The sequence below is a fragment of the Bacillus massiliigorillae genome, assembly GCF_000380245.2.
GTDB lineage: Bacteria > Bacillota > Bacilli > Bacillales > DSM-1321 > Bacillus_AD > Bacillus_AD massiliigorillae.
In genome coordinates, this window is sequence record NZ_HG428742.1 from 408723 (window position 1) to 431018 (window position 22296).

Consider the following 22296-nt stretch of genomic DNA (forward strand, 5'->3'; position numbering starts at 1 on the left):
TTCCCCCTAAAAATTGTGTATATAAATAAGTTTCTAGCAACCTTACAGGTTAATAACTCATGCAAAAACTTACATTACATAGCAAAATAAAATGCTTTTAATGTTCTAGCCATTAAGGGTTATGCCCAAAATCCATTTGATGTATATGTATTAAAATAGCAGCTTTCTTACTGGCTATACCCCTATACATAATGCGATTTCAAAAGGTGTTTTTGTTACTGGTCCATCTAAATAGGCTTCTAATCTAGTAACTAAGTATTATTACCTATCTATATTTTAACATATTTTCTATAAAGTACCACATTTTCCACCATCAATATTAATGGCTGTTCCCGTAACATATGATGCTGCCTCTGAAACAAGGAATGTAATAACCTTAGCAGCTTCTTCTGTTCTCCCTATTCTACCTAAAGGTATTCCGTGAATAGGATCACTACCAAATTGTTCAAATGTCAGATTTGGAGCTTGTTTCTTCCAAAGATTTTCAATTTGATCACTTCTAATTAACCCAATACAAACTGTATTCACACGGATGTTATCTTTGCCAAGGTCTTTACTCATCGCTTTCGTTAATGCCATTCCCGCTGCTCTACTAACAGTAGTCGGTAGTGATGATGCAGCTGGAGTCTTAGCGATAGCCGCTGTAACGTTTACAATGGCACCTTGTCCCCCTCTTCTCATATAGGGCAATGCTGCCTTTGAACAGTGAATAGCTCCAAATACTTTTAAATCTAAATCATGTTGCCAAAGATCTGTTTCAACTGTTTCAAATGGATTTGCAGAAGATGTACCTGCATTATTAATTAATATATCTAAGCGACCATAATGCTCAGCGGTTTGATTGACTACTTTTTTACACTCTTCTTCTTTTGTTATATCGGCTTTTATGTATAAGACTTCAATACCTGTTTGGTCTTTAATCATCGCTGCGGCTTGTTGAAGATTATCTTCATTTCTTGCGCAAATAGCAACCATTGCTCCTTCTCGTACTAAGTGCAGAGCCGTTTCCAAACCAATTCCTTTACTCGCACCTGTTATCAATGCAACTTTTCCTTGTAAACCTAAATCCATATAAAAACCTCCTCAACTTTATATGCAATATAAGAATAAAATTAACAGAAAATTCGAATAAAATCCAGATGGAAAAGTCCCCTTCCCACTACAGTGAAGAGGACTTTGTTTCATACATCTATATTCCATTATTTGTTCATGCTTCTATTTGTCGATTCATCGATGTTATTAGCGGCCATAGCCCATCCGCTCCCTCATCAAGAACTGTAGAGCCTAAACGATTTGCCCAATAGCTTTCATTACCAAACTCATCTCGCCATGACCAGAGTCTTCTTGTACTATGCTGTAAGGCATGTTCATCTGTAAATCCAATTGCTCCATGTATTTGGTGGGCGATTGGAACGCCTTTACTCGCCGCTTCACCTACTCTAATTTTGGCAGACATAATTTGTTGCTTACTCTTACCAGCTTCAAAAGCATTCACTGCTAACTCCGTAATCGCACTTGCTGCAATGACCTCACCAGCTAAAACGGCAATTTGTTGTTGAATGGCTTGAAATCTAGCAATCGGACGCCCAAACTGTATACGCTCCGTTGAATACTGAACCGTTAAATCAAGCATTCTTTCAAGAGCTCCTGTCATTTGGTTGGCACGTACAAGAGCTCCCTCAAACATCCATTTCTCTTCTGTAAAATCTTCTAATTCACTTACCCGACTATTTAGTACCTCAACAGAGTCTAAGATGACAGTATTTCTTGGCTCTCCAGCAAGATTTTCTTCATATTCAATTTGGCACGATTTCGCATCGACAACAGCAAGTATCGTCTTTTGCTCACATTGACCAATTACTATTAGTAATTCTGCACACGTAGCCCATGGCACATTATAGGCAGTACCCGTTACAGTCCAGCCGTGTGCTGTTTCATTAAAATGAATACCATGCTGATTAAAAACGACTGTGGCTGGTTGTTCTACTAATGTCATTCCTGCTTTCGCTAAAATCCAATTAGCCATCAATGTTTCAGCAATAGGAATTGGCGCAGCGAACTTTCCGGCAATCCGCAAAACAGCCAATGCATCAGCAATACTTCCTCCTGAACCACCCTTTTCTTCTGAGATACCAATAGAAGTCAAACCTGTTTCAACCAAAGTTGCCCATAGCTCCGTTGGATACACACCTCTTTCAGCGCGCTCTAACACTTCTTTCGTACATAAATCCTGCATGATTTTCTCGGTTGTCTCTTTAATGATTTCACTAATTTCATTCATCGAATTCCAACCCCCTTCGCAATAATGCCACGTAATATTTCTGTCGTTCCTCCGCGAAGAGTATACCCTGGTGAATGCAAGATGGCTGTAGCTAACATGCTTTTATAAATAGAAGAAACAGAATCTCCCGCAGATACAAGTAAACGAGCAACTTCACCTATTTGACTTTCAAAATGTGTACCTAAATCTTTCACTAATGCCGCCGTTATTTCCGGAGTAACACCTTGTTCTAATAAGCCCGCTACTCCTAAGGACATTTCTCGCAATGTCGTTAATCGAGCCACAAGTTGACCTATAGCGATATTCGCCGTTTCACTCGAAGGACGCTGCTGCAACACTCGAATAAGCTCCGTGAACAATGGAAATGTACTTAAGAAGCGCTCTGGACCACTACGCTCATACGCTAACTCTGCCATACTTTGCTTCCAGCCATCACCAATATTGCCGATTGCCATATCATCTGGAATGAAAACATCTTCTAAAATCACTTCATTGAAGTGATGTTCACCTGTCATTAATCGAATTGGGCGAATTGTTACACCATCCGCAGATAAATCCACTAATAATTGACTTAAACCATCATGCTTTTTATCCGTTTTTGCAGCTGTACGGCACAGCGTCACCATATAATGTGAATAATGGGCGCCACTCGTCCATACTTTGCTACCATTCAGTAGCCAGCCACCGTCCACTTTCTTTGCAGTAGTAGAAATAGATGCTAAATCTGAACCTGTATTCGGTTCACTTAAACCTATTGCAAAGTAAATTTCACCGCGCACAATGCCAGGTAGAATCTTTTTCCTTTGCTCTTCCGTACCATACTTTAGTAATAATGGACCTGATTGACGATCCGCAAACCAATGTGCGGCAACAGGCGCTCCAAATGCTAATAATTCTTCCGTAACAACATAGCGCTCTAATGCTGAACGTTCAGAACCGCCATATTGCTTAGGCCAAGTCATCCCTAGCCATCCTTTCTCACCTAACTTCCGACTGAACTCAGGATCTGCCTTGCTTAACCAAGAATCACAGTGTGGCTCAAAGTTGCCCTCTTCCAATTCCTTCTGTAAAAACAATCGCACTTCCTGTCTTAATTGCTCTGCTTGTTCCGATAATTGCACTGAATTCAATTCCAAACCTTTCATCAAAACCATTCACCCCCGATTATTCGTAACCATATCAATTATTGAAATTTTGGTTTGCGCTTCTCAATAATGGCATTCATACCTTCTGCATAATCTGGATGCTCTGTGACCAAGCCCATGAAAGAAGAAACCAAGTCAAGTGATGTACGTAAGTCCGTTCTTTGCCCTTGGTATACAGTACGCTTAATTAAGCGAAGAGCTTGTTGTGGACCTTCAGCAAACGTTGAAGCTAATTTATATACTTCTTCCATTAAGTCTTCATGTGCAACATATCTTGTTATCAAGCCTAGTTGGCTTGCTTCCTCTACGTCGATAATTCTCCCTGTCCATAGCATTTCTAATGCTTTATCTAGACCAATTATTCGCGGTAAATAGTAACCACCACCATCACCTGGCACTATTCCTACTTTGACATATCCTTCTCCAAACCGCGCTTGGCTTGATGCAATTCGCAAATCACATTGTAGCGTCATGTCTAAACCTGCTCCAATGGCATCCCCATTAATTGCTGCAATTGTAGGTTTATCAATTTCATCCATTAATAATGGAATACGTTGTACATGCTTCCATAAGCTGTTTTTTCGAGCTAATCCAGATGACGAAAAATCTTCATCACGTCCATTTAAATCGAGAAAACCTAAACCTTTTTGCATCGATTTAATATCGCCACCGGCACAGAACGCACGCCCGTTACCAGTAACCACTAGTACCCGTATATCATCGTTATCTCTTACTTCTTCAAGCGCTTGAATCCAAAGTTCAATCATTTCTACACTAAACGCATTGCGGGCATCCGGACGATTTAAAGTAATCGTTGCTATACCATCTTTCACTTCAAACAATAAATCTTTCATTACGTCACATCCTATTTCTATATTTTTCAGTAACAAGTTAAGACAATTGTTGAGAAATCATTGCAGCTGTTTCTTTCACATGATGGATATATGTTTCTACTTCTGATTCTTTAATACGAACCGTTGGAATCATTAAAGAAACAGTCGCTAATATTTGTTGAAAACGATCCATAATAGGAGCGCTAATGGAAAATGCCCCTATGACACGTTCACCGTTACTAATAGCGTACCCTTGCTGACGAATGGTCCTTAATTCTTGTTGCAAGCACTGCCTATCAATAATGGTTTCTTGTGTAATGGGCTTCAAATCGATAGATTGTAACAATGTAGCAAGCTCATCGTCAGAAAGAAATGCCATCAAACATTTAGCAGAAGCTCCAGCGTATAGTGGAGAATACTGCCCAATATAGGTGAGACTTCTTAATTCATGATGACTTGCTACATAACCAATACATTTCCTTTGATTATGGTCAATAATGCTTAATGAGACTGTTTCATTGAATATATTATTTAGCCGACTCATATACGGTTTAGCAATGGATAACAAACTAGAATTCATTTCAACTAGATTACCAAGAAAGTATAGTTCCATTCCTAGCTGATATGTCTTTCTTTCCTCACTTTTTTCAATCAATCCATATTGCATGAGCGTATTTAATATTCTTTGAAGACTTGATTTAGATAACCCTAACTTCCGGTGAAGATCAGCTAATGACAGTTCTTTGTCTTCACGTGAAAATGCTTTTAGAATAGTAATAGCACGACTAATGGTTTGCATAGAATCTTCTTTTGACATCTTTACACCTACTCCAAATTAAAAATAGTAATATAGCATTTATTTCCGAATGAAATTTCATAATTCAAAGAGGTGTCCTATTAACAAAGTCAATTCACACAAATACCCATTGCCTATGAGTCATGTTTTATACGTATATCAACATTTATGTAGGTTGTTTCTAATTTAGTTGAGTAATTAATAGATGAGGTTAGTCGCTATCGTTATGTGTAAGATATCCGTGTTAAATAACACCCTCTGATCGTAATCTTTCAATATCTTGCAAACTTAAGCCTAATTCTTCTTGAAGAAATATATCTGTATGTTCACCTAACAGCGGTGGATGTTTATGAATGGTAAGTGGTGTCTTTGAAAAGCGTATTGGATTCCGAACCAATCTTACTTTTCCCAAAGTAGGATGAGAAATCTCTTGAACCATTTCTCTTGCTTGTACTTGTGGATGATTAAATGCTTGTTCTACATTATTCACCGGTCCTGAAGGAATACCGTATGATGAAAGGAGTTCAAACCATTCATCCGCGCTCTTTGTAATAAAGATTTCCTGAATTTTCTCAGTCATATCCTCTCGATTAGCAACTCTAGCGCCATTAGTTTGATATCGTTCATCACTCTTCCATTCTGGATGATGAAGTAAATCACATAGCTTGAAAAACTGTGCATCGTTACCTACCGCAATCATCATCGGTCGGTCACTGCACTGAAATACTTGATAAGGAACAACACTATTATGCTGATTACCAATTCTTGTTGTTACTTCATTTCTCATTAAATAGATACTTGCAATATTCGCAAGTGAACTCATTTGCACATCCAATAATGAAATATCGATATGCTGCCCTTCCCCACCTTGATCACGTTGCCTAATTGCGGCTAAGATACTAACGGCCACATACAGCGAGCTAAACATATCAACAACAGGTACTCCCACTCTTGTCGGTTCATCATCTCGCTTGCCTGTTATATCCATTAAACCACCAATTGCTTGAATAACTGGATCAAAACCAGGCTCTTCCCGATAAGGACCTGTTTGACCATATCCAGTAACAGAGCAAAGAATAATAGCAGGGTTTACTTTCTCTAAATCTTTGTAGCCTATTCCAAAGCGATCTAGCGTACCTGTTTTAAAGTTCTCAAGCACAACATCTGCTTTTTCGACAAGTTTCAAAAAAATTTCTTTTCCCTCATTTGTCTTTAAATCAAGCGTTACAGATCGTTTATTACGATTAGCCGTAAAATAGTACGTACTTTCATTATCAACAAACGGAGCCCAATCGCGCATACTATCCGTACCTTCTGGCGATTCGATTCGAATGACATCAGCGCCTAAATCTCCTAAAATCATAGAACCAAATGGTGCAGCATAAATACGCGACAAATCTAAAACCTTAATATCCGTTAATGGTACATTCAAACTTAATCCCTCCATTTATCTTTTTCAGAACAGCTCCATTTCACTTTTATTTTTATGAGCTAATATACCGCTAGTTGGTACACTATCTCGATAATCAATATTTTAACATAAATTACAAATAATACCTCAAATATTTTTCGACGTTTTTCCTTAAAAATAGCAAACACCCTTTGAATATTGATACTCTATCAACATTCAAAGGGTGTTATAAAAAACTTCTTCACTTACCATTATTTAATTCCACAAGCTTCAGCCAATACATCCACAAGATGTAAACTTCTAATTTGCTCGGAGCTTCCTTGTCTTTCAATGCCTAAGCTCATTTGTAGGTGGCAACCAGGGTTTGCCGTTACAACCGTAGTTGCTTTTGTTTTACTCACTTGCTCCATTTTCTGATCAAGTATTTTCATTGATTCATCGAAATGCAAGAGATTATAAATACCACCTGAAGCACAGCAACTATCTGCACCTTCAAGCTCTACATATGTTGCACCTGGTATAGATTGTAGCAATAATCGAGGTTCTTTACTCACCTTCTGAACGTTTCGCAAATGACAGGAGTCCTGGTAGACAACAACACCGTTCCAGTTAGTTTGAAATGGAAGTGGACCATATTGATAGAGTAGCTGACTTATGTCTTTTGATTTTTCAGTAAACTGTTGTGCCCGTTTATTCCATTCTTCATCCTGTTTCAATAAATGATTGTACTCACTAAGTGCCGCTCCACAACCTCCCGCATTATTCACATAATAATCCGCTTCACTTGCTTGAAACGCACGAATATTTGCTTTTGCAAGTTCTCTAGCTTGATTAGTTTCTCCTTGATGGGCATGTAATGCACCACAGCAATTTTGCGCCTCTGGAATAACCACTTCACAACCGACAGATGTTAACAGCTCAATCGTTAAACGATTCGTTTTCGTCATAACGGCATCCATAATGCAACCTACAAATAGCGCCACTCGTGCTTTTTTTACTCCTTTAGCAGGAAAGACACTCCCTCTAGGTGTTCTTCGTTTAGGAGATTCAACAGCTGGTAAAATCTTTTCCATTTGTGCTAATGGTTCAGAAATCTTCTGCATCACTTTTGTCTTTTGCACTAGTTTATTCAAACCTGTTTTTTGATACATCCAAACCATATTTCCAATGGCTCTCATTCGTTTTGGATAAGGAAATAAGTGATTCAGTGCGGTTTTCTTCAGCAGATTAGTATCTGCTCTTTTCTCATTTGTTTGAGCTTCTGCAATAGCTTCCTTTGCTACTTCTAGCATATGCCCGTATGGAACACCAACTGGACACGCCACTTCACATGCACGACAGCCTAAACATAAATCAATGGGATTCGCTAAATGTTCGACTACATCAATCTTTCCTTCTGTTGCCATCTTTACAAGATTAATTCTTCCACGAGGGGATGCAGATTCTTTTCCCATTGATGCATAGGTCGGACAAGCTGGTAAGCAATATCCACATTGCACGCATTGATTTGTCCATTCGTACGTTTCATTTAAAAGCTTTTGAATCGATTCATTCGGATGCTTACATGCCGGCTCAGCTAATTTAGCCATTATGTTAGCACCACCTTTGTTTGACCTGGTATCGGAAAGATTTTTCCAGGGTTCAAAATATCATGTGGATCCCAAGCTTCTTTAATTTTTTTCATCATTAAGACGCCTGCTTCACCGAGTTCCATCTCCATATACGCAGACTTCAAAGTGCCAATTCCATGTTCACCAGAAAGTGTACCTCCCAGTTCAACAGCCGTAGTGAAAATTTCACTAACTGCGTCTTCTACCCTCTTCATTTCCTCTAAATTTCGTTTATCGGTAATAATATTTGGATGTAAGTTGCCGTCCCCCGCATGACCAAACACCACTAAATTTAATTCATACTTCTCTCGAATTTGATTCAAGCGTTCCATCATAGCTGGGATTTGACTGCGCGGAACAGTCGCATCTTCAGAGATTTTCGTTGGTCCCATTTGCGTAATTGCTGGCGATACCATCTTTCTCGCATACCAAATCTTCTCACGTTCTTCTTCATTAGTAGCTACAGTAACAAGAGATGCACCCACTTGTTTACAAAGACTTTCACATTTTTTGATTTCTTCTGCTATTGCCGATGGGTGCCCATCTACTTCAATAATAAGTAAGGCTTCAGCATGAATTGGAAGTCCAGAAGGTCTAAAGTTTTCTACAGCTCGAATACAAGCGTTATCCATTAACTCAATGGCACTTGGTAAAATACCTGACGATAAAATATTCGTAATAGCATGACCTGAATCTACTAATTTATCAAAATGAGCTAATAATGTTTTTCGAGCTATTGGCTTTGGAATTAAACGTAAAATAGCTTCTGTAACAATGCCTAATGTTCCTTCTGATCCAACGATAAGTCTCGTTAAGTCATAGCCCGTCACATTTTTAACTGTTTTGCCACCCGTTCTGATAATATCACCGGTTGGTGTAACAACTTCTAGTCCGATGACATACTCTTTTGTTGTTCCATACTTCAACCCTTTAGGACCACTTGAATTCTCTAATAAATTCCCACCAATGGTTGCCACATTAGAGCTACTAGGATCAGGCGGATAAAATAGGCCTACTTCTTCTGCTTTTTTATGTATCATTCCTGTAATAACTCCTGGTGATACAATTGCTAGCATGTTTTCCTTATCAATAATAAGTTTATGATTCATCTGTGATAAGTCTAATACCATGCCACCTTTTACAGGAAGTGGACCACCACTAAGTGATGTTCCGGCTCCACGAGGATATACAGGAATGCGATATTCATTGGCTAACTTCACCAATTCGCTAATTTCTTTCACGTTATTCGGCTGGACGACAACATCAGGCAAATACTGTCCAAATGATGCATCATAGCTGTACGAATATCTCTCAGATAGATCAAGAAAAACTCGTTCCTTCGAGACGATATTTTCGATTTTCATAATTATTTCTTGTTCCATCTTGGTCACTTCCTTCCAAATCACTTAATAGCCTACTAGTTCACGCGTTGATATAATGGTAATAATACACTTAGGAGGAATAATATGAAAGTAGGATGTGTTCACGCCACTACAACAGCTTTAAAGCCTATAGAGAAAGCTTTCCATAAAGAAGCACCCGATGTTGAACTGCTACATTTTATGGATACGGGTTTATTAGAAATGCTAGAACAAAGCGGATCTTTAACCGCTGATATTACACGACGCTTTTCTCTATTAATCAATTTAGCTAGTCAATCCAATGTAGATGCCATACAACTAACTTGCTCAGCATTCAATACACTCACTGATATTCTCCAACCTCTTTATAATGTGAAACTCTTTCGTTCTGATGAAGCTATGCTAGACTCAGCACTTGCTTATAAACGGATTGGCTTAGTTTCAACTGTTCGAGAAACACCTATTGCCCTCTCTCATTACCTGAAAGGCAAAAATCCAGATATCATCATTGATTCTCAAGTTGATGCTGGAATTATTCACTTACTCTTTCAAGGTCAGCAAGCAGAACATGATGAAAAAGTGCGTAAAATGATTCACGATTTGGATGGTAAAGTAGACGTTATTGTTCTATCGCAATATAGTATGGAACACGTTGCCGATCAAGTGAAAACAACTGTTCCTCTATTAACTGCGCCAGGTGCTTCAGCGAAAAAATGTATTGAGTATATACGTAGTACATAAGAAAAGCGCAAGCGTCCGTTTTGCGACGTATAGATTGGAGCACTTCGACTGAGATAAAGGAAACACGAAGAGGCGGTAGCCTTTTTCGTGTTGACTTATCGTAGGGAGATGGGCGAAATCTACTAGTCGCTGGGCGCTGGAGCTAGACACCGCACAAAATTATATGCTTTCTTACCTTGCAAGAAAAACCGTCACCGGTCCTTTTTAATTTAAAATCAGCTTATTTCCAAATGTGGCAAGTGTAAGGATAGACACCTTGCAATTCTTTTAAATACGAATGCTCCGCAGTAGAATACTAACTACTCCGGAGCATTTATTTTACCTATACAACTTAATGTGAACCTCCAAACGCCTTTCCTACCCCTTGTAGTTTCTCTAAAATAACAATCAAAATGACAGAAATAAATATTACTACACTAGAGACAGAAGCTACGATAGGATTATATGAATCTTGCATTTGTGAGAAAATCTCGATTGGTAATGTACGCATATCAGATGAAACCATGAACAACGAAATCGTTACATTATCAAATGACGTCAAAAATGCAAACAGTGCTCCTGAAATAATAGCTGGTCGAATAAGCGGAAGTGTTACCTTCCAGAACACCGTTAAAGGGCTTGCTCCAAGTATTGCTGCAGCTCGTTCCAAATTATAATCGAAACCACTAAGCCCCGTTAATACAAGACGAATTACATAAGGAATACAAATAACAACATGTGCTAATAAAAAGCCAGTTGATGTACCAGCAAGCATCATTGGAGTAAAGTAAATCAATAATGCAATTCCTAGTACAAGCTGTGGAACACTTAAAGGTGCTGTAAGCAATGACGTAATGTACGATTTACCTGGAATGTCATACTTTGCAATCGCTAATGCGCCAAGTGTACCAAATATTACAGAGAAAAGAGCTGCTAATAGAGCAAACTTCACACTATTTAATAATGCTTCTGTAAACTCAGGACGATCTAATAAAGCTGTATACCATTGGACAGAAAATCCCTCTGGTGGAAAGCTTGGATAGCTCGCGCTTGTGAATGAAGCTGGAATAACAACAATTAACGGAATCAAAATGTAAATAATACTGATAATCGCTACAAAAAGACGAAGTCTACCTAAATTTTTCATCATCGGAATACCTCCTTAAACTTGCTTAATTCAAAGCCACGTGTAAAGAGCATGACGATAAGTAGCGTTGTTGCCAATAGCACATAAGAAATAGCTGAGCCGAATGTCCATCGTAGTAAATTATTAATTTGGTCATACGCTACAACTGGCATCATCGGTACGTTTGCCCCTCCCATAAGAGCCGGTGTAACATACGCACTCATAGAAAGACTAAATACTAATACACATCCAGAAACAATTCCCGGTAAGCTTAAAGGCAATGTTACAGAGAAGAAGTTACGCATCGGGCTAGCACCTAGAATCGCACTCGCTTTCTCTAATGATGGATCAATATTATACAAACTAGTTGAAATAGCTAAAATCATGAATGGTAAATAGGCATTCGAAAGCCCAATGACTACTCCTATTTCCGAGAATAACAATTCAAGCGGTGCATTAATGATTCCTAAATCAAGTAATGTTTGATTGATTGTTCCATTTGGAAGCAGCAATAAATACCATCCAAAGTTTCGTACTACAACACTAACTAATAGCGGAGATGCAATTAATAATGCGATATAACCGCGAACACGAGGTGAACTTTTCGCCATTGTTAACGCTACTGGATACGCTAATAATAATGAAAGTCCAACCGTGTATAAGCTTATTTTTACTGTAATCCATAGAGAATTTAAATAATAAGGATCCGTAAATACTTGCGCATAGTTCTTTAAGCTATAAACGGCATCAGTTGCATCAATATTATCTGTCGAAATAAAACTTAAATAAAGAATATAAAGCATCGGTACGATAAAGAAACCAAATAGAAAAAGTAGAATAGGTGTAAGCAGGAGCAAGCCTGGCGTCCAGCTTCTTTTTTTCTTTCTCTTTGCTAGTTTTTTCGGGCTGCCTTCTGTATTTACTTCTTCATTAGCATAGTTTCTGACGGACTCCATCCCACATACACCTCACTTCCTACCTGCCAGGAAGAATCGTAAGCAGGCGTTAAAATTTGTAATGACTTTCCTGATAGTGTTACATCTACTTCCCACGCTGTTCCTAAATAGTTCATTTGCGTAATCGTTGCTTTATGCAAATGATTTGCACTCGTCGATTCAATTTTGATTTTCTCTGGACGAATATAAAGCTTCACTTCATCTCCTACACGGCAGGAGCGATCTTCTCCTAAAATATTGTCAATATCTACAGGGAAAATATCGTCAGCCATTTGCACCGAAATCTTTTGATTTTCGACACCAACAATCTTTCCTTCAAACGAATTTGATTTACCGATAAAGTTAAATACAAATTCTGTTTTAGGATGATTATAAATTTCCGTAGGCGTACTAATCTGTTCAATTTTACCGCCATTCATAACAACTACACGGTCTGACATCGATAATGCTTCTTCTTGGTCGTGCGTTACAAAAATAGTTGTTACGCCAATTTCTTTTTGAAGACGTTTAATTTCAGCACGTAATTCATGACGTAATTTCGCATCTAAGTTAGAAAGAGGTTCGTCTAGCAAGAGCAATTCCGGTTCTACAACAAGGGCACGGGCAATAGCAACACGTTGGCGTTGTCCGCCTGATAATTCACGTGGATAACGATGTTCTAGACCCAACATTTTCACTAATTCTAGAGAACGTGATATTTTCTTAGCTTGATCAGCTTTTGGTACTTTACGAAGTTTTAATCCAAAGCTAAGATTTTCATAAACAGTCATATGAGGAAATAAAGAATATGTTTGGAATACCATTCCTAAATCGCGCTTATAAGGTGGTGTTTTCGTTACATTCTTCTCTTTAATAAATACCTCTCCTGAATCTGCCTCAAGAAATCCTGCTATTAAGTTCAATGTTGTTGTTTTCCCACAGCCAGAAGGTCCAAGCAGGGTAAGTAATTCCCCCTGTTTCACTTCTAGATCAATTCCATTAAGAACAACGTTTGATCCAAATTGTTTAAATGCGCCTTTGATTTGTACATCGTTTTTCACTGCCTGCATAGACTTTCTACTCCCCTTTTCTGTGTCTTTATTTAAGTAATTTCTTTAATTCCGGTGTTACTTCTTTTGCCCAGCGATCAGTATAAGCAGCACGAACTTCAGCAAACTTCACGAAATCTGGTTTGAATGTTTTATCATTTTCTGTTAAGCCGATAGATTCTTTATATTTATCTGGAATATCTAAGCCTTCAACAATTGGATAGAAACCTTTTTCAGAAATAGCTTTTTGAGCCTCTTCACTAATTAAATAGTTAATAAATTCGATTGCTGCTTTTTCTTTAGGAGTTCCTTTTACTAAAGAAGCACTGAACGCTTGTAATGGAACACCTTCTTTTGGAACAGCCATTTTCATAGGAATACCTGAAGCCGCTAATTCGGCAATTGCATAACTACCCATAACTGTTACTTCCGCAGCACCTTGTTGTACTGCTGGCATCATTTGTGTTGAGTTTTTATAGAATGTTGTTGAATAACCTGCTAATTCTTTTGCTTTTGCAAAACCTGCTTCAGCATTTGTGATGTCTCCACCATTTGCGATGGCTAATGCATTAAGCGTATTGAAGCCCCAGTCATTTGTAATATCTGCAAATGCTGTTTGACCTTTGTAATCAGGAGAAGCTAAATCATTCCATGATTCGATAGCTTTAATTTTGTTTTTCTTAAAGCTTTCTGTGTTATAAGCTGGTGCAATTACTAAACCAAATGCTGGCGCAGCTGCTTTATCAACCGCAATGAAATCTTTATTAACAGCTTTCATGTTTTCAACATTTGACTCATCAATAGGCGTGATTAAATCTTTTTCCTTTGCACGTACTACGTCCACTGGTACGAAGAATGCTACATCAATTTTTGGTGCATTTTTTTGCAGTTCAACTTTTGATAGAATTTCACCTGATAGACCTGCAATATAATTAACTTTGATACCTGTATCTTTTTCGAATTGAGGCGCAACAATGTCACGAACAGCTCTTTCAATAACGCCACCATTACCTGCTACTGTAATTTCTTTTACATCACCACTTGCTTTTTCACTTGAACCCTCTGATTTCTTTGGAGTAGGAGCTCCACAACCCGAAATAATAGCTAACATCATGATGATAAGTACACTAATCATTTTTTTCATTTTCCATTGACCCCCTTGTTTTCTTTTCATCAATCGATTAATGAATTATTCCTTGCTTTCTGTAATACGTTAATGCTCCTGGGTGATACTTAATTGGGATGTCTGTTATTGCTTTCGAAAGATTAATACCATTTGCTGCTGAATGGATGGCTTGGAGATCACCCAAATTCGAATATAGCGACTCTACTAATCTATATGCCTCTATATTTGAGACATCTTGGTGAATCAACAAGATATTTTGCACAGAAACGGTGTGAACATCTTCTGCCAATCCCTGATATGTTTCTTTTGAAATAACATCTTTGGTGTACACGTCATACTTTCCTTCAAGCTTAGTTGCTAATTCAGTAGGCATCGCCAAAAGCGAAATAGGAATCTCTGATGAGAGCTTTAATAACTCAGGATTGGGTAAACCTGAAGAGAAAAAAGCAACATCAATTGATCCATTACGAAGTGCATCAGCTGATTGGGAAAAAGAAAGTGTATGCGATTGATAATCCTTCTCCGTGAGATTAGCTTCACGTAGCACACGCTCAGCCATTATCCTCGTCCCACTTCCTTCTTGACCAACATTAATTCGCTTTCCTTTAAGATCTGCAAAAGTGTGAATACCACTCGTCTTAGTCGTAACGATTTGCAAATAATTAGAATAAATACTTGCGAGTGCTCGTAATTGTGATATATTACGTTGCGAGTCTGGATTCTCCATAATCGCAGCATCTAATACATCTGCTGTTGCAAATCCTAAATCCGCTTTCTTTTGGCTAACTAGAACCATATTGTCTACTGATGCATTCGTCACCTGCGTACCAACTTTTGCTTTGTTTTTTTGCTCATATATTTGAGCTAGTGCTTGTCCTAATGGAAAATACACCCCTGACATATCCCCCGTTGCAATAATTAAGACATCATTAAAAATGCTGTCTTTTGAAATAGGTGTTTCTTGTAATGACTTTCCAACTATAGAAGGGGTTTCTTGATTACTCGACGCAGATGTACATCCTGTGAGTAACACTGCGAATATCAGTGTTGTTACAATTAGCAATCTGTTTCTCATAATTCACTAAACTCCTTTCTTGTTATAAAACAATGCAAGTACTGTGCCATAATAGGGAATCTCTCTTTTTGTATGCGTTTACAAGGTAAATTTCATTAAAAATTCAAATTTATTCAAATAAAAATCGGCATAATTTGCCGATTTCCCCTGCAAATTATGCCGATTCTACATTTTTTCCATTATTTCTTATGTTCAATTTCATATAACTTAATTTTATCCCGCAAACTACGTTCCGATATTTGCAACGTTTGAGCTGTTTTTTGACGATGATTTCCACAATAATGAAGAGTTGCTATAATCGCTTCTCTTTCGATTTCCTTCATCGTTATCCCTATTGGAAGCTTCATTTGTTCTTCATCATCCTCATGCTCACTTCTTGAGAAAGTAGACTCTTGCTTTTGAACCGAAACAGGTAAATCAATATCCGTTATTTCTTCTTCTATTGATAATGCTACTGAGTACTCTATAATATTACCAAGTTCACGTACATTACCAGGGTAACTGTAATCTAACAAGAGTTTCTGAGCTGATTTCGAAAAAAATTTCTTCCCACGATTCATTTCTTCACAATATTTCTGTATGAAATAATCTATTAATATCGGTAAATCTTCTTTTCGATCTCGCAATGGTGGCATAGAAATAGGAATTACGTTCAATCTAAAGTATAAATCTTGGCGAAATGTACCATCCTTCACCATCTGCTCTAAATTCTTATTCGCTGCACTAACAATGCGAACATCAAGTGGAATCTTCTTATTCGAGCCTAAAGGTGTTAACTCCCGCTCTTGCAATACACGTAATAATTTAACCTGTAGAGGCAAAGGCATCTCACTAATTTCATCAAAAAAAAGTGTACCTCCATTTGCTGCTACCCATTTTCCTTCTTTCCTTTGCGTCGCGCCTGTAAAAGCACCTTTTTCGTAGCCAAATAACTCCGATTCTAGCAATGCTTCAGGAATAGCTCCACAATTTACAATTTGAATGGGACCATTTTTTCGCTTCCCGCTATTATGAATATTTCTAGCAACTAGTTCTTTCCCTGTCCCACTTTCACCTAAAATGAGCACGCTTGAATCAATATCTTTTATTCGCTCAATCATAGAAAATACATGTTGCATCGATTTACTTTTACCTAGAAAGTGGTCATATCCTTTTCTTTGCTCTAATTCTTCGTGTAGCGTTTCTATCTCATTCGACATTTTCTTATATTCAACCGCTCTCATTAAAAGCAAATGCAACTCTTCCATATTAATCGGCTTTTCAATATAGTAGTAAGCACCTTTTTTAATAGCATCGATAGAAGATTCAATGGAAGCATAGGCAGTCATCATGATAACCGCGGTAGATGGTGATTGTTGCTTAATCTTCTGTAGCACATCAATGCCATTATGACTACCAATACGAAGATCTAATAGGATGATATCAATTAACTGATCATTTACTATTTGCAAACCTTCTTCTGGATTAGTAGTTGTTTCTATCTGATAATCATCTTCGAGCGCGAAGCTTAAGGAAGCGCAGATTGCTTGTTCATCATCAATAATTAGTACACTTGGCTTCATAATATTCACAACTCCTTTTGATATAAAGGTAAAGTAAGCGTAAACTGTGTTCCTTTATTCAATTGACTGCTTACTTGTATCTCTCCGTTATTCTCTTTAATTAAGTTATAAGATAGTGTTAAGCCTAATCCTACTCCTTTTTCTTTACTTGTATAAAACGGTTCAAAAATATGATTTAACTCCTCAGGAGTCATTCCTTTACCCGTATCTGTAATAATAATTTTCCCCATGCCTTCATCTGCATTTTCTACTGAAATAGTAATTCGTTTTTCTTCGGCATGTTCTACAGCATCAATCGCATTTAATAAAAGATTTAACAACACTTGCCGTATTTGTTGTGGATCAATGTAAAATACTAGATTATAGTTTAAGTGTTGCTCTAACATAATTTGGTTTTTATCGATTGTTACTTGTAGAAATGTTAGCAATGAGACGAGCTCATTAATCGAGTATTCTTGTTTATTCGGTGGTCTTGGTCTTGCGTAATCTACCAAATCTGTCACAATCATATTGAGTCTATTTACTTCAGCAGGTAAATGTTCAATAATAACTTCACGAAATTTAGGTCGATCATATTTAGTAGGTAACATGTCAATGAATGCTTTAATAGAAGTTAACGGGTTCCGAATTTCATGAGCTACTCCTGCGACAAGTTGTCCAAGTGCATGTAACTTCTCTTGCGTAATAAGCTTTTGCTCAAGATTCTTCTTCTCCGTTTCGTCATTCATAGATAATAAATAACCTGTTTGTTTCTGTTGCGAATCGAACATTTCTAACATGCAATAATATATAACTTGCTTATTACCACTTTGAACAACTTCAAGTAAACGAGAAACAGGCTTTTTTGTTTCTGAATGTTCTGAATTATAATGTTGCAATATTTGCTCTAATAGGTAAGAATATTGCAAATCAAGCGAAATAACATGATTTAATTTTAACATTTCTAGCGCCTGAGCATTGCAACTCGTAATCTTTAAATCATTATCTAATGTGACAATTCCCGTATCAATATTGTTTAATATTTGCTCTTTAAACGCATTACTATCTGCAGTTCTTTGCTGTTGTTGCTGTAAATCTTGATTTAATTGTGTAAGCTTACTCGTTTGTTCCCTCACTGCTTTCTGTAGGCGTTTATTAATAATATAAATAATGAGCACAATAAGTGCAGCAATAGCAATACCTATTAAAAGAAGTGCAACAAAGTGCTCTAGTCGAGCTATTTCTGCTTGCCGTTGGGGCCTAATCCAATTATCAACTAATTCATTCACTTCACCTTTTGCTTGCAGTGTATTGAGCGTTTCATTAATGGATGAGAGCAATGCTTCATTTCCATCTCGCACTGCAATAGCATAATCAGATGTATTCATTACCTCATCTAGAATAATAAAATTACGATCTTGGTTAAAATACTGTAAATAGAAAGCTGCTGTCCACTTATTACCTACAAACACTTCTGCTTTTCTATTCATCAAAATTTTTAGTGCAGTAAATTGGTTAGTCGTTAATGTTAAGTTTGTATTCCTCATGTTCAACATCGTATCTAATGCAAATGTTTTATCTTCTAATACAACATGGTACTTCCTAACATCTGTTATTCCATGAATGCTTCCCATACTCTCCTTAGGAATGATGAGTGAATCCGACATGGTGAAATATGGTATCGAGAAGTCAAACATGCGATCTTTCTCTAAACTATATGATATACCTGCAATGGCATCAATAGTTCCCTTCTGTAAAGCTTTTTCAGCTTCTTGGATACTCATTGGAACATATTCGAATAGTAAATCGCTATTATCGGCTATTTTCTCCATTAAATCAATACTAATTCCTGTAAGAGTTCCATCCTCCTTTGTATATGAAAAAGGAGGTAACAGAGTATCTCCTGCTACTTTATATACTTTCTTTTCTGCTGATACTTCAGGGGACCAAATGAATTGAATGAGTAAGAAGAATGCTATATAACGACCCATATGAAGTATTTTTTTCAACCCTTATGAACACTCCCCTCTAAGAAGCTCTAACCTTCTAAACGCAGTTAGTTGTTCTAATCATTCTATTATAAACTGACTCTACTCAACTAGGTAGAAGCCTCTCTTGAATATATCATGTTCTATAAAGGCAAGAAAAGCTTTACACCGAATGCTAATAAAACACTACCACCAAGCACTTGACTATACGCTCCTAAGAAACCTTGAACTTTCCTCCCCAATAATAAGCCAAATAAAGTAAGAATTGTTGCAACTAATCCAAAAAGCGACACTGTCAATATAGTCCTCGCTCCATATATTCCTAACGTCAATCCAACCGAAAGACTATCTAAACTGACACTTATAGCGAAAATAAATAGCCCGATACCTACGGGTGCCACAAGAGATTCACTTTCACCCTTTAATCCAGATATGAACATGCCAATACCTAATAAAATTAAAAGTAATCCACCAGCATAGGTAGCATATGAGCCAAATTGATCCGAAAGAAATCGACCAGCAATCATTCCAGCTAAAGGCATAATAATATGAAATAATCCTACTGTTAACGCGATATATGCGATTTGTTTTAAACGTAGGTTAAACATTCCCATACCTAACCCTACAGAGAAGGAATCCATTCCAAGTGCGAATGCCATTAAAAGCAATGTTAAAAATTCGCCCACCATTGTATCCAAATACTTCTACCTCCCTCGGACGTGCTATCTAAACATATGCCCGTCCTAACGCAAATAGAATGAAAAAACAATACGCCATATAAAAGTTTCGATTCTACCTTAACACTCATAACCTCCAACTGAATTTGAAAAATATAACACCGTTGAATTGTCAGATATTTTTCTTTATGATAAAATACTCCCTATGATAATGATAATTATTATCAACAAATTGATACATAGAGTACATACAACTCGCTGCCCCAAGAGAATTACATTATTTTCAACGATAAATATAAACATTCTAATATATGAATTCTATTTCTGTTAGTCTAACCGTATTAAAGGAAGTGACATGAGTGACACAACTTTTCGATTTTTCATTAGCCAAAAGCTATTTTCATATTTCTCCTGAAGGTGCTCACAACCCTCTTGAGGAAATGCCAGCAACTGATTTCTTATATAATCCACTTCGCATAAAAGAAATGATGCTGGCAGCTGGCAAAACTGTTCAAGCATATGGTTTAGATCTACCTGCTTCTTTTTTCGGAACATCATTCTGTAATTTATGCTTAACAAAACTATTATTTCTCACTCAATACAATAAAGTTTTAGATTTATCATTAGAGAACCTAACCTTCCAAATCGAAGTTCACAATGACCATTCGCATTTAGGGTATAAAATTAACGAATTGCAATATCAAGATGTTCCTATTGAAGAGGAAGAATCATTTGTTTTAGACGATTGGCAAACATTTATTTCTAGCGTAGTCACACCAGCTGTAGAATCTATTGCACAAGTAGCCGATGTAAAGCCTTCAATGATTTGGCTTCAATTCGGTGGAATTCTTGGTATGGTCAAAGACTATATGTCTAAAAATGAACGAAATGAAGAAATAATCGCACGATTCAACCGACAAGCTGATCTTCTATCAGAAAGTTTGTCACCCGAATTATTTCATCGATTACGAAATCCCTTTAAACATAAAATCCGCTACACAGATAATCCATATCAGCCTGGGGAACAGTTTATAATGCGCTCCGCTTGTTGCCTGTACGATTGTCGAAATAATGGTAAGAAATGTTATGTTTGCCCAAGACTAACAGAAAAAGAACGTGAAAAGAGAAAAGAAGAAATTCTTGCTTCTTTATAGAATACATGAGAAAAGGAAGTTATGCGTTTAGAGCATAACTTCCTTTTCTCATCTACTTAGCTTATTTTTCTTTCACTACTGTATGACCAGCCGCTTTCATCATTCGATTCATAATGGCTTCACCAATTCCTTCTCTTGGGAACACTTCCCCAAATATCACATCCACATTACATTCATCAAATGCACGTAATGCATCATATAATCCTGAAGCAACTGTTGATAACTTACTTCGCTGACCACATGGAATAATGCAATCCGCTTGATAGAACTCTTTGTTTTCTTCGGTTGTAAGAACGCCAACCTTTTTGCCAGCTGCTTTTTTCTCATCCATTAAACTTTGAATAAACATTGGACTACCTTCCACAAGCACAAATGGAGCTTCAGGGGCATAATGTGTATATTTCATACCAGGAGATTTCGGAGCTGCTTCCTTATTATGAAGTGCCGTATCCTCTTTTACTTCTCCAATGATTCGCTGTAGTTCTTCCTTGGTTACACCACCGGGACGCAGAATGACAGGTACCGCTTCCGTGCAATCAACTACAGTCGATTCCACTCCAACACCCGTTTCTCCACCATCCACAATTCCACTAATACGACCTGCCAAATCTTTTTCAACATGTTGAGCCGTTGTAGGGCTTGGTTTGCCAGAAAGATTGGCACTCGGTGCTGCAATTGGCAAATTCGCCTCACGAATAAGTGAAAGTGCAATAGGATGATCTGGCATACGGATGGCTACCGTATCTAAACCAGCAGTTGCCACATCAGATAAGCCAGCTTTCTTTCGTAAAACAAGCGTCAATGGACCAGGCCAAAAAGCGTCCATTAATACTTGTGCCATTTCTGGTATTTCTTCTACTATTTCATTCGCTTGCTGAATGCTAGCGATGTGGATAATCAGTGGATTATCACTAGGACGCCCTTTCGCAGTGAAGATTTTCTTTAAAGCTTCATCACTTTTTGCATTAGCTCCTAATCCGTACACGGTTTCCGTAGGGAAAGCTACTACTTCATTTTTCTGCAAAAGAGTAGCCGCTTCCTTTAGTAATGAATGGTTATCCACAGCTTCTTTTATATTCCATACACTTGTTTTCAATTTGTACACCTTCTATTATGTCGATCACTCATTTATCAAGTAAAATTATACCCTATTATACCTTATTCACAAAAGAGCAGCTGTCTCAAAATGATTTCCAATCACTTTTGAGAGCACTTTTATGCTTAATTAGCCGTTGGTTATCAGCTACATTAACATTTATTTACTCACTTATACTTTAGGAATATCTATTTGTGGCACTTGAAATCTATGGACTTATATCATAGACCGCTGAACAAATTATTAACCGAATTTATTCACATGATTTCGTCGATACCACTTTACAATAAGAAAAATGTGTATAAATTTCAGATTTATCCACATTTTGTGGATAATAACTTGCAAACGGTGGATAACTTTGTGGATATACCG

At 37.4% G+C, this 22296-nt stretch carries 19 protein-coding genes; 2 read left to right on the plus strand and 17 right to left on the minus strand.

Annotation, left to right across the window (positions count from 1 at the left end):
- Nucleotides 1-288: 288 nt before the first annotated feature.
- The 8 genes from TX86_RS18025 to TX86_RS18060 all read right to left on the minus strand — a co-directional run bounded on the left by TX86_RS18025 (nucleotide 289) and on the right by TX86_RS18060 (nucleotide 9458).
- On the minus strand, nucleotides 289-1071 hold the full coding sequence (locus TX86_RS18025; protein ID WP_042351034.1) for an SDR family NAD(P)-dependent oxidoreductase: 783 nt from the start codon (nucleotides 1069-1071) through the stop codon (nucleotides 289-291).
- Between the two features lie 136 nt (nucleotides 1072-1207).
- Complete coding sequence (locus TX86_RS18030) at nucleotides 1208-2281, minus strand: acyl-CoA dehydrogenase family protein (RefSeq protein WP_042351036.1); 1074 nt, start codon at nucleotides 2279-2281, stop codon at nucleotides 1208-1210.
- The gene (locus TX86_RS18035) at nucleotides 2278-3426 is read right to left on the minus strand and encodes an acyl-CoA dehydrogenase family protein (protein WP_195892926.1); all 1149 of its coding nucleotides are present in this window, start codon (nucleotides 3424-3426) and stop codon (nucleotides 2278-2280) included. Before TX86_RS18035 ends, TX86_RS18030 begins: the two co-directional genes overlap by 4 nt.
- 38 nt (nucleotides 3427-3464) lie before the next feature.
- A complete protein-coding gene (locus TX86_RS18040; protein ID WP_042351037.1) occupies nucleotides 3465-4280 on the minus strand; it encodes an enoyl-CoA hydratase/isomerase family protein in 816 nt (271 codons plus the stop codon).
- A 37-nt stretch (nucleotides 4281-4317) separates the two neighbouring features.
- A complete protein-coding gene (locus TX86_RS18045) occupies nucleotides 4318-5076 on the minus strand; it encodes an IclR family transcriptional regulator (RefSeq protein ID WP_042351038.1) in 759 nt (252 codons plus the stop codon).
- Between the two features lie 223 nt (nucleotides 5077-5299).
- On the minus strand, nucleotides 5300-6487 hold the full coding sequence (locus TX86_RS18050) for a CaiB/BaiF CoA transferase family protein (protein WP_195892923.1): 1188 nt from the start codon (nucleotides 6485-6487) through the stop codon (nucleotides 5300-5302).
- Nucleotides 6488-6717: 230 nt separating this feature from the next.
- Nucleotides 6718-8055, minus strand: coding sequence for a (Fe-S)-binding protein (locus TX86_RS18055; RefSeq protein ID WP_081707743.1), 1338 nt, complete (start codon nucleotides 8053-8055; stop codon nucleotides 6718-6720).
- The gene (locus tag TX86_RS18060) at nucleotides 8055-9458 is read right to left on the minus strand and encodes an FAD-binding oxidoreductase (RefSeq protein WP_042351041.1); all 1404 of its coding nucleotides are present in this window, start codon (nucleotides 9456-9458) and stop codon (nucleotides 8055-8057) included. The genes TX86_RS18055 and TX86_RS18060 overlap by 1 nt, the downstream gene beginning before the upstream one ends.
- Nucleotides 9459-9542: 84 nt before the next feature.
- Between TX86_RS18060 and TX86_RS18065 the strand changes: the two genes are divergently transcribed.
- Entirely contained in the window at nucleotides 9543-10178 is a 636-nt protein-coding gene (locus TX86_RS18065) for an aspartate/glutamate racemase family protein (protein WP_042351042.1), read from the plus strand.
- A gap of 331 nt (nucleotides 10179-10509) precedes the next feature.
- Here the strand turns inward: TX86_RS18065 and TX86_RS18070 are convergent, their stop codons facing one another.
- From TX86_RS18070 to TX86_RS18105, 8 genes are all read right to left on the minus strand, one after another.
- Nucleotides 10510-11304 carry an ABC transporter permease gene (locus TX86_RS18070; protein WP_081707752.1) on the minus strand — a complete coding sequence of 265 codons (795 nt, stop codon included), beginning with the start codon at nucleotides 11302-11304 and terminating at the stop codon, nucleotides 10510-10512.
- A complete protein-coding gene (locus TX86_RS18075; RefSeq protein WP_042351044.1) occupies nucleotides 11304-12239 on the minus strand; it encodes an ABC transporter permease in 936 nt (311 codons plus the stop codon). Before TX86_RS18075 ends, TX86_RS18070 begins: the two co-directional genes overlap by 1 nt.
- A complete protein-coding gene (locus TX86_RS18080) occupies nucleotides 12203-13288 on the minus strand; it encodes an ABC transporter ATP-binding protein (protein WP_042351046.1) in 1086 nt (361 codons plus the stop codon). The genes TX86_RS18075 and TX86_RS18080 overlap by 37 nt, the downstream gene beginning before the upstream one ends.
- 28 nt (nucleotides 13289-13316) lie before the next feature.
- Entirely contained in the window at nucleotides 13317-14411 is a 1095-nt protein-coding gene (locus tag TX86_RS18085; RefSeq protein ID WP_042351047.1) for an ABC transporter substrate-binding protein, read from the minus strand.
- Nucleotides 14412-14448: 37 nt separating this feature from the next.
- Nucleotides 14449-15468 (minus strand): TAXI family TRAP transporter solute-binding subunit, encoded by a 1020-nt coding sequence (locus TX86_RS18090; RefSeq protein WP_042351048.1) that lies wholly within the window; start codon nucleotides 15466-15468, stop codon nucleotides 14449-14451.
- Between the two features lie 179 nt (nucleotides 15469-15647).
- Nucleotides 15648-17030 carry a sigma-54-dependent transcriptional regulator gene (locus TX86_RS18095; protein ID WP_042351050.1) on the minus strand — a complete coding sequence of 461 codons (1383 nt, stop codon included), beginning with the start codon at nucleotides 17028-17030 and terminating at the stop codon, nucleotides 15648-15650.
- A gap of 5 nt (nucleotides 17031-17035) precedes the next feature.
- Nucleotides 17036-19018 (minus strand): transporter substrate-binding domain-containing protein, encoded by a 1983-nt coding sequence (locus TX86_RS18100; protein ID WP_154663157.1) that lies wholly within the window; start codon nucleotides 19016-19018, stop codon nucleotides 17036-17038.
- Nucleotides 19019-19140: 122 nt separating this feature from the next.
- Nucleotides 19141-19695, minus strand: coding sequence for a manganese efflux pump MntP (locus TX86_RS18105; RefSeq protein WP_154663158.1), 555 nt, complete (start codon nucleotides 19693-19695; stop codon nucleotides 19141-19143).
- 338 nt (nucleotides 19696-20033) lie between these two features.
- Between TX86_RS18105 and TX86_RS25895 the strand changes: the two genes are divergently transcribed.
- Nucleotides 20034-20828, plus strand: coding sequence for a hypothetical protein (locus tag TX86_RS25895; RefSeq protein ID WP_052343734.1), 795 nt, complete (start codon nucleotides 20034-20036; stop codon nucleotides 20826-20828).
- A gap of 61 nt (nucleotides 20829-20889) precedes the next feature.
- Here TX86_RS25895 and TX86_RS18115 read toward each other — a convergent pair whose 3' ends face one another.
- The gene (locus tag TX86_RS18115; protein WP_154663159.1) at nucleotides 20890-21924 is read right to left on the minus strand and encodes an L-threonylcarbamoyladenylate synthase; all 1035 of its coding nucleotides are present in this window, start codon (nucleotides 21922-21924) and stop codon (nucleotides 20890-20892) included.
- Nucleotides 21925-22296: the final 372 nt, after the last annotated feature.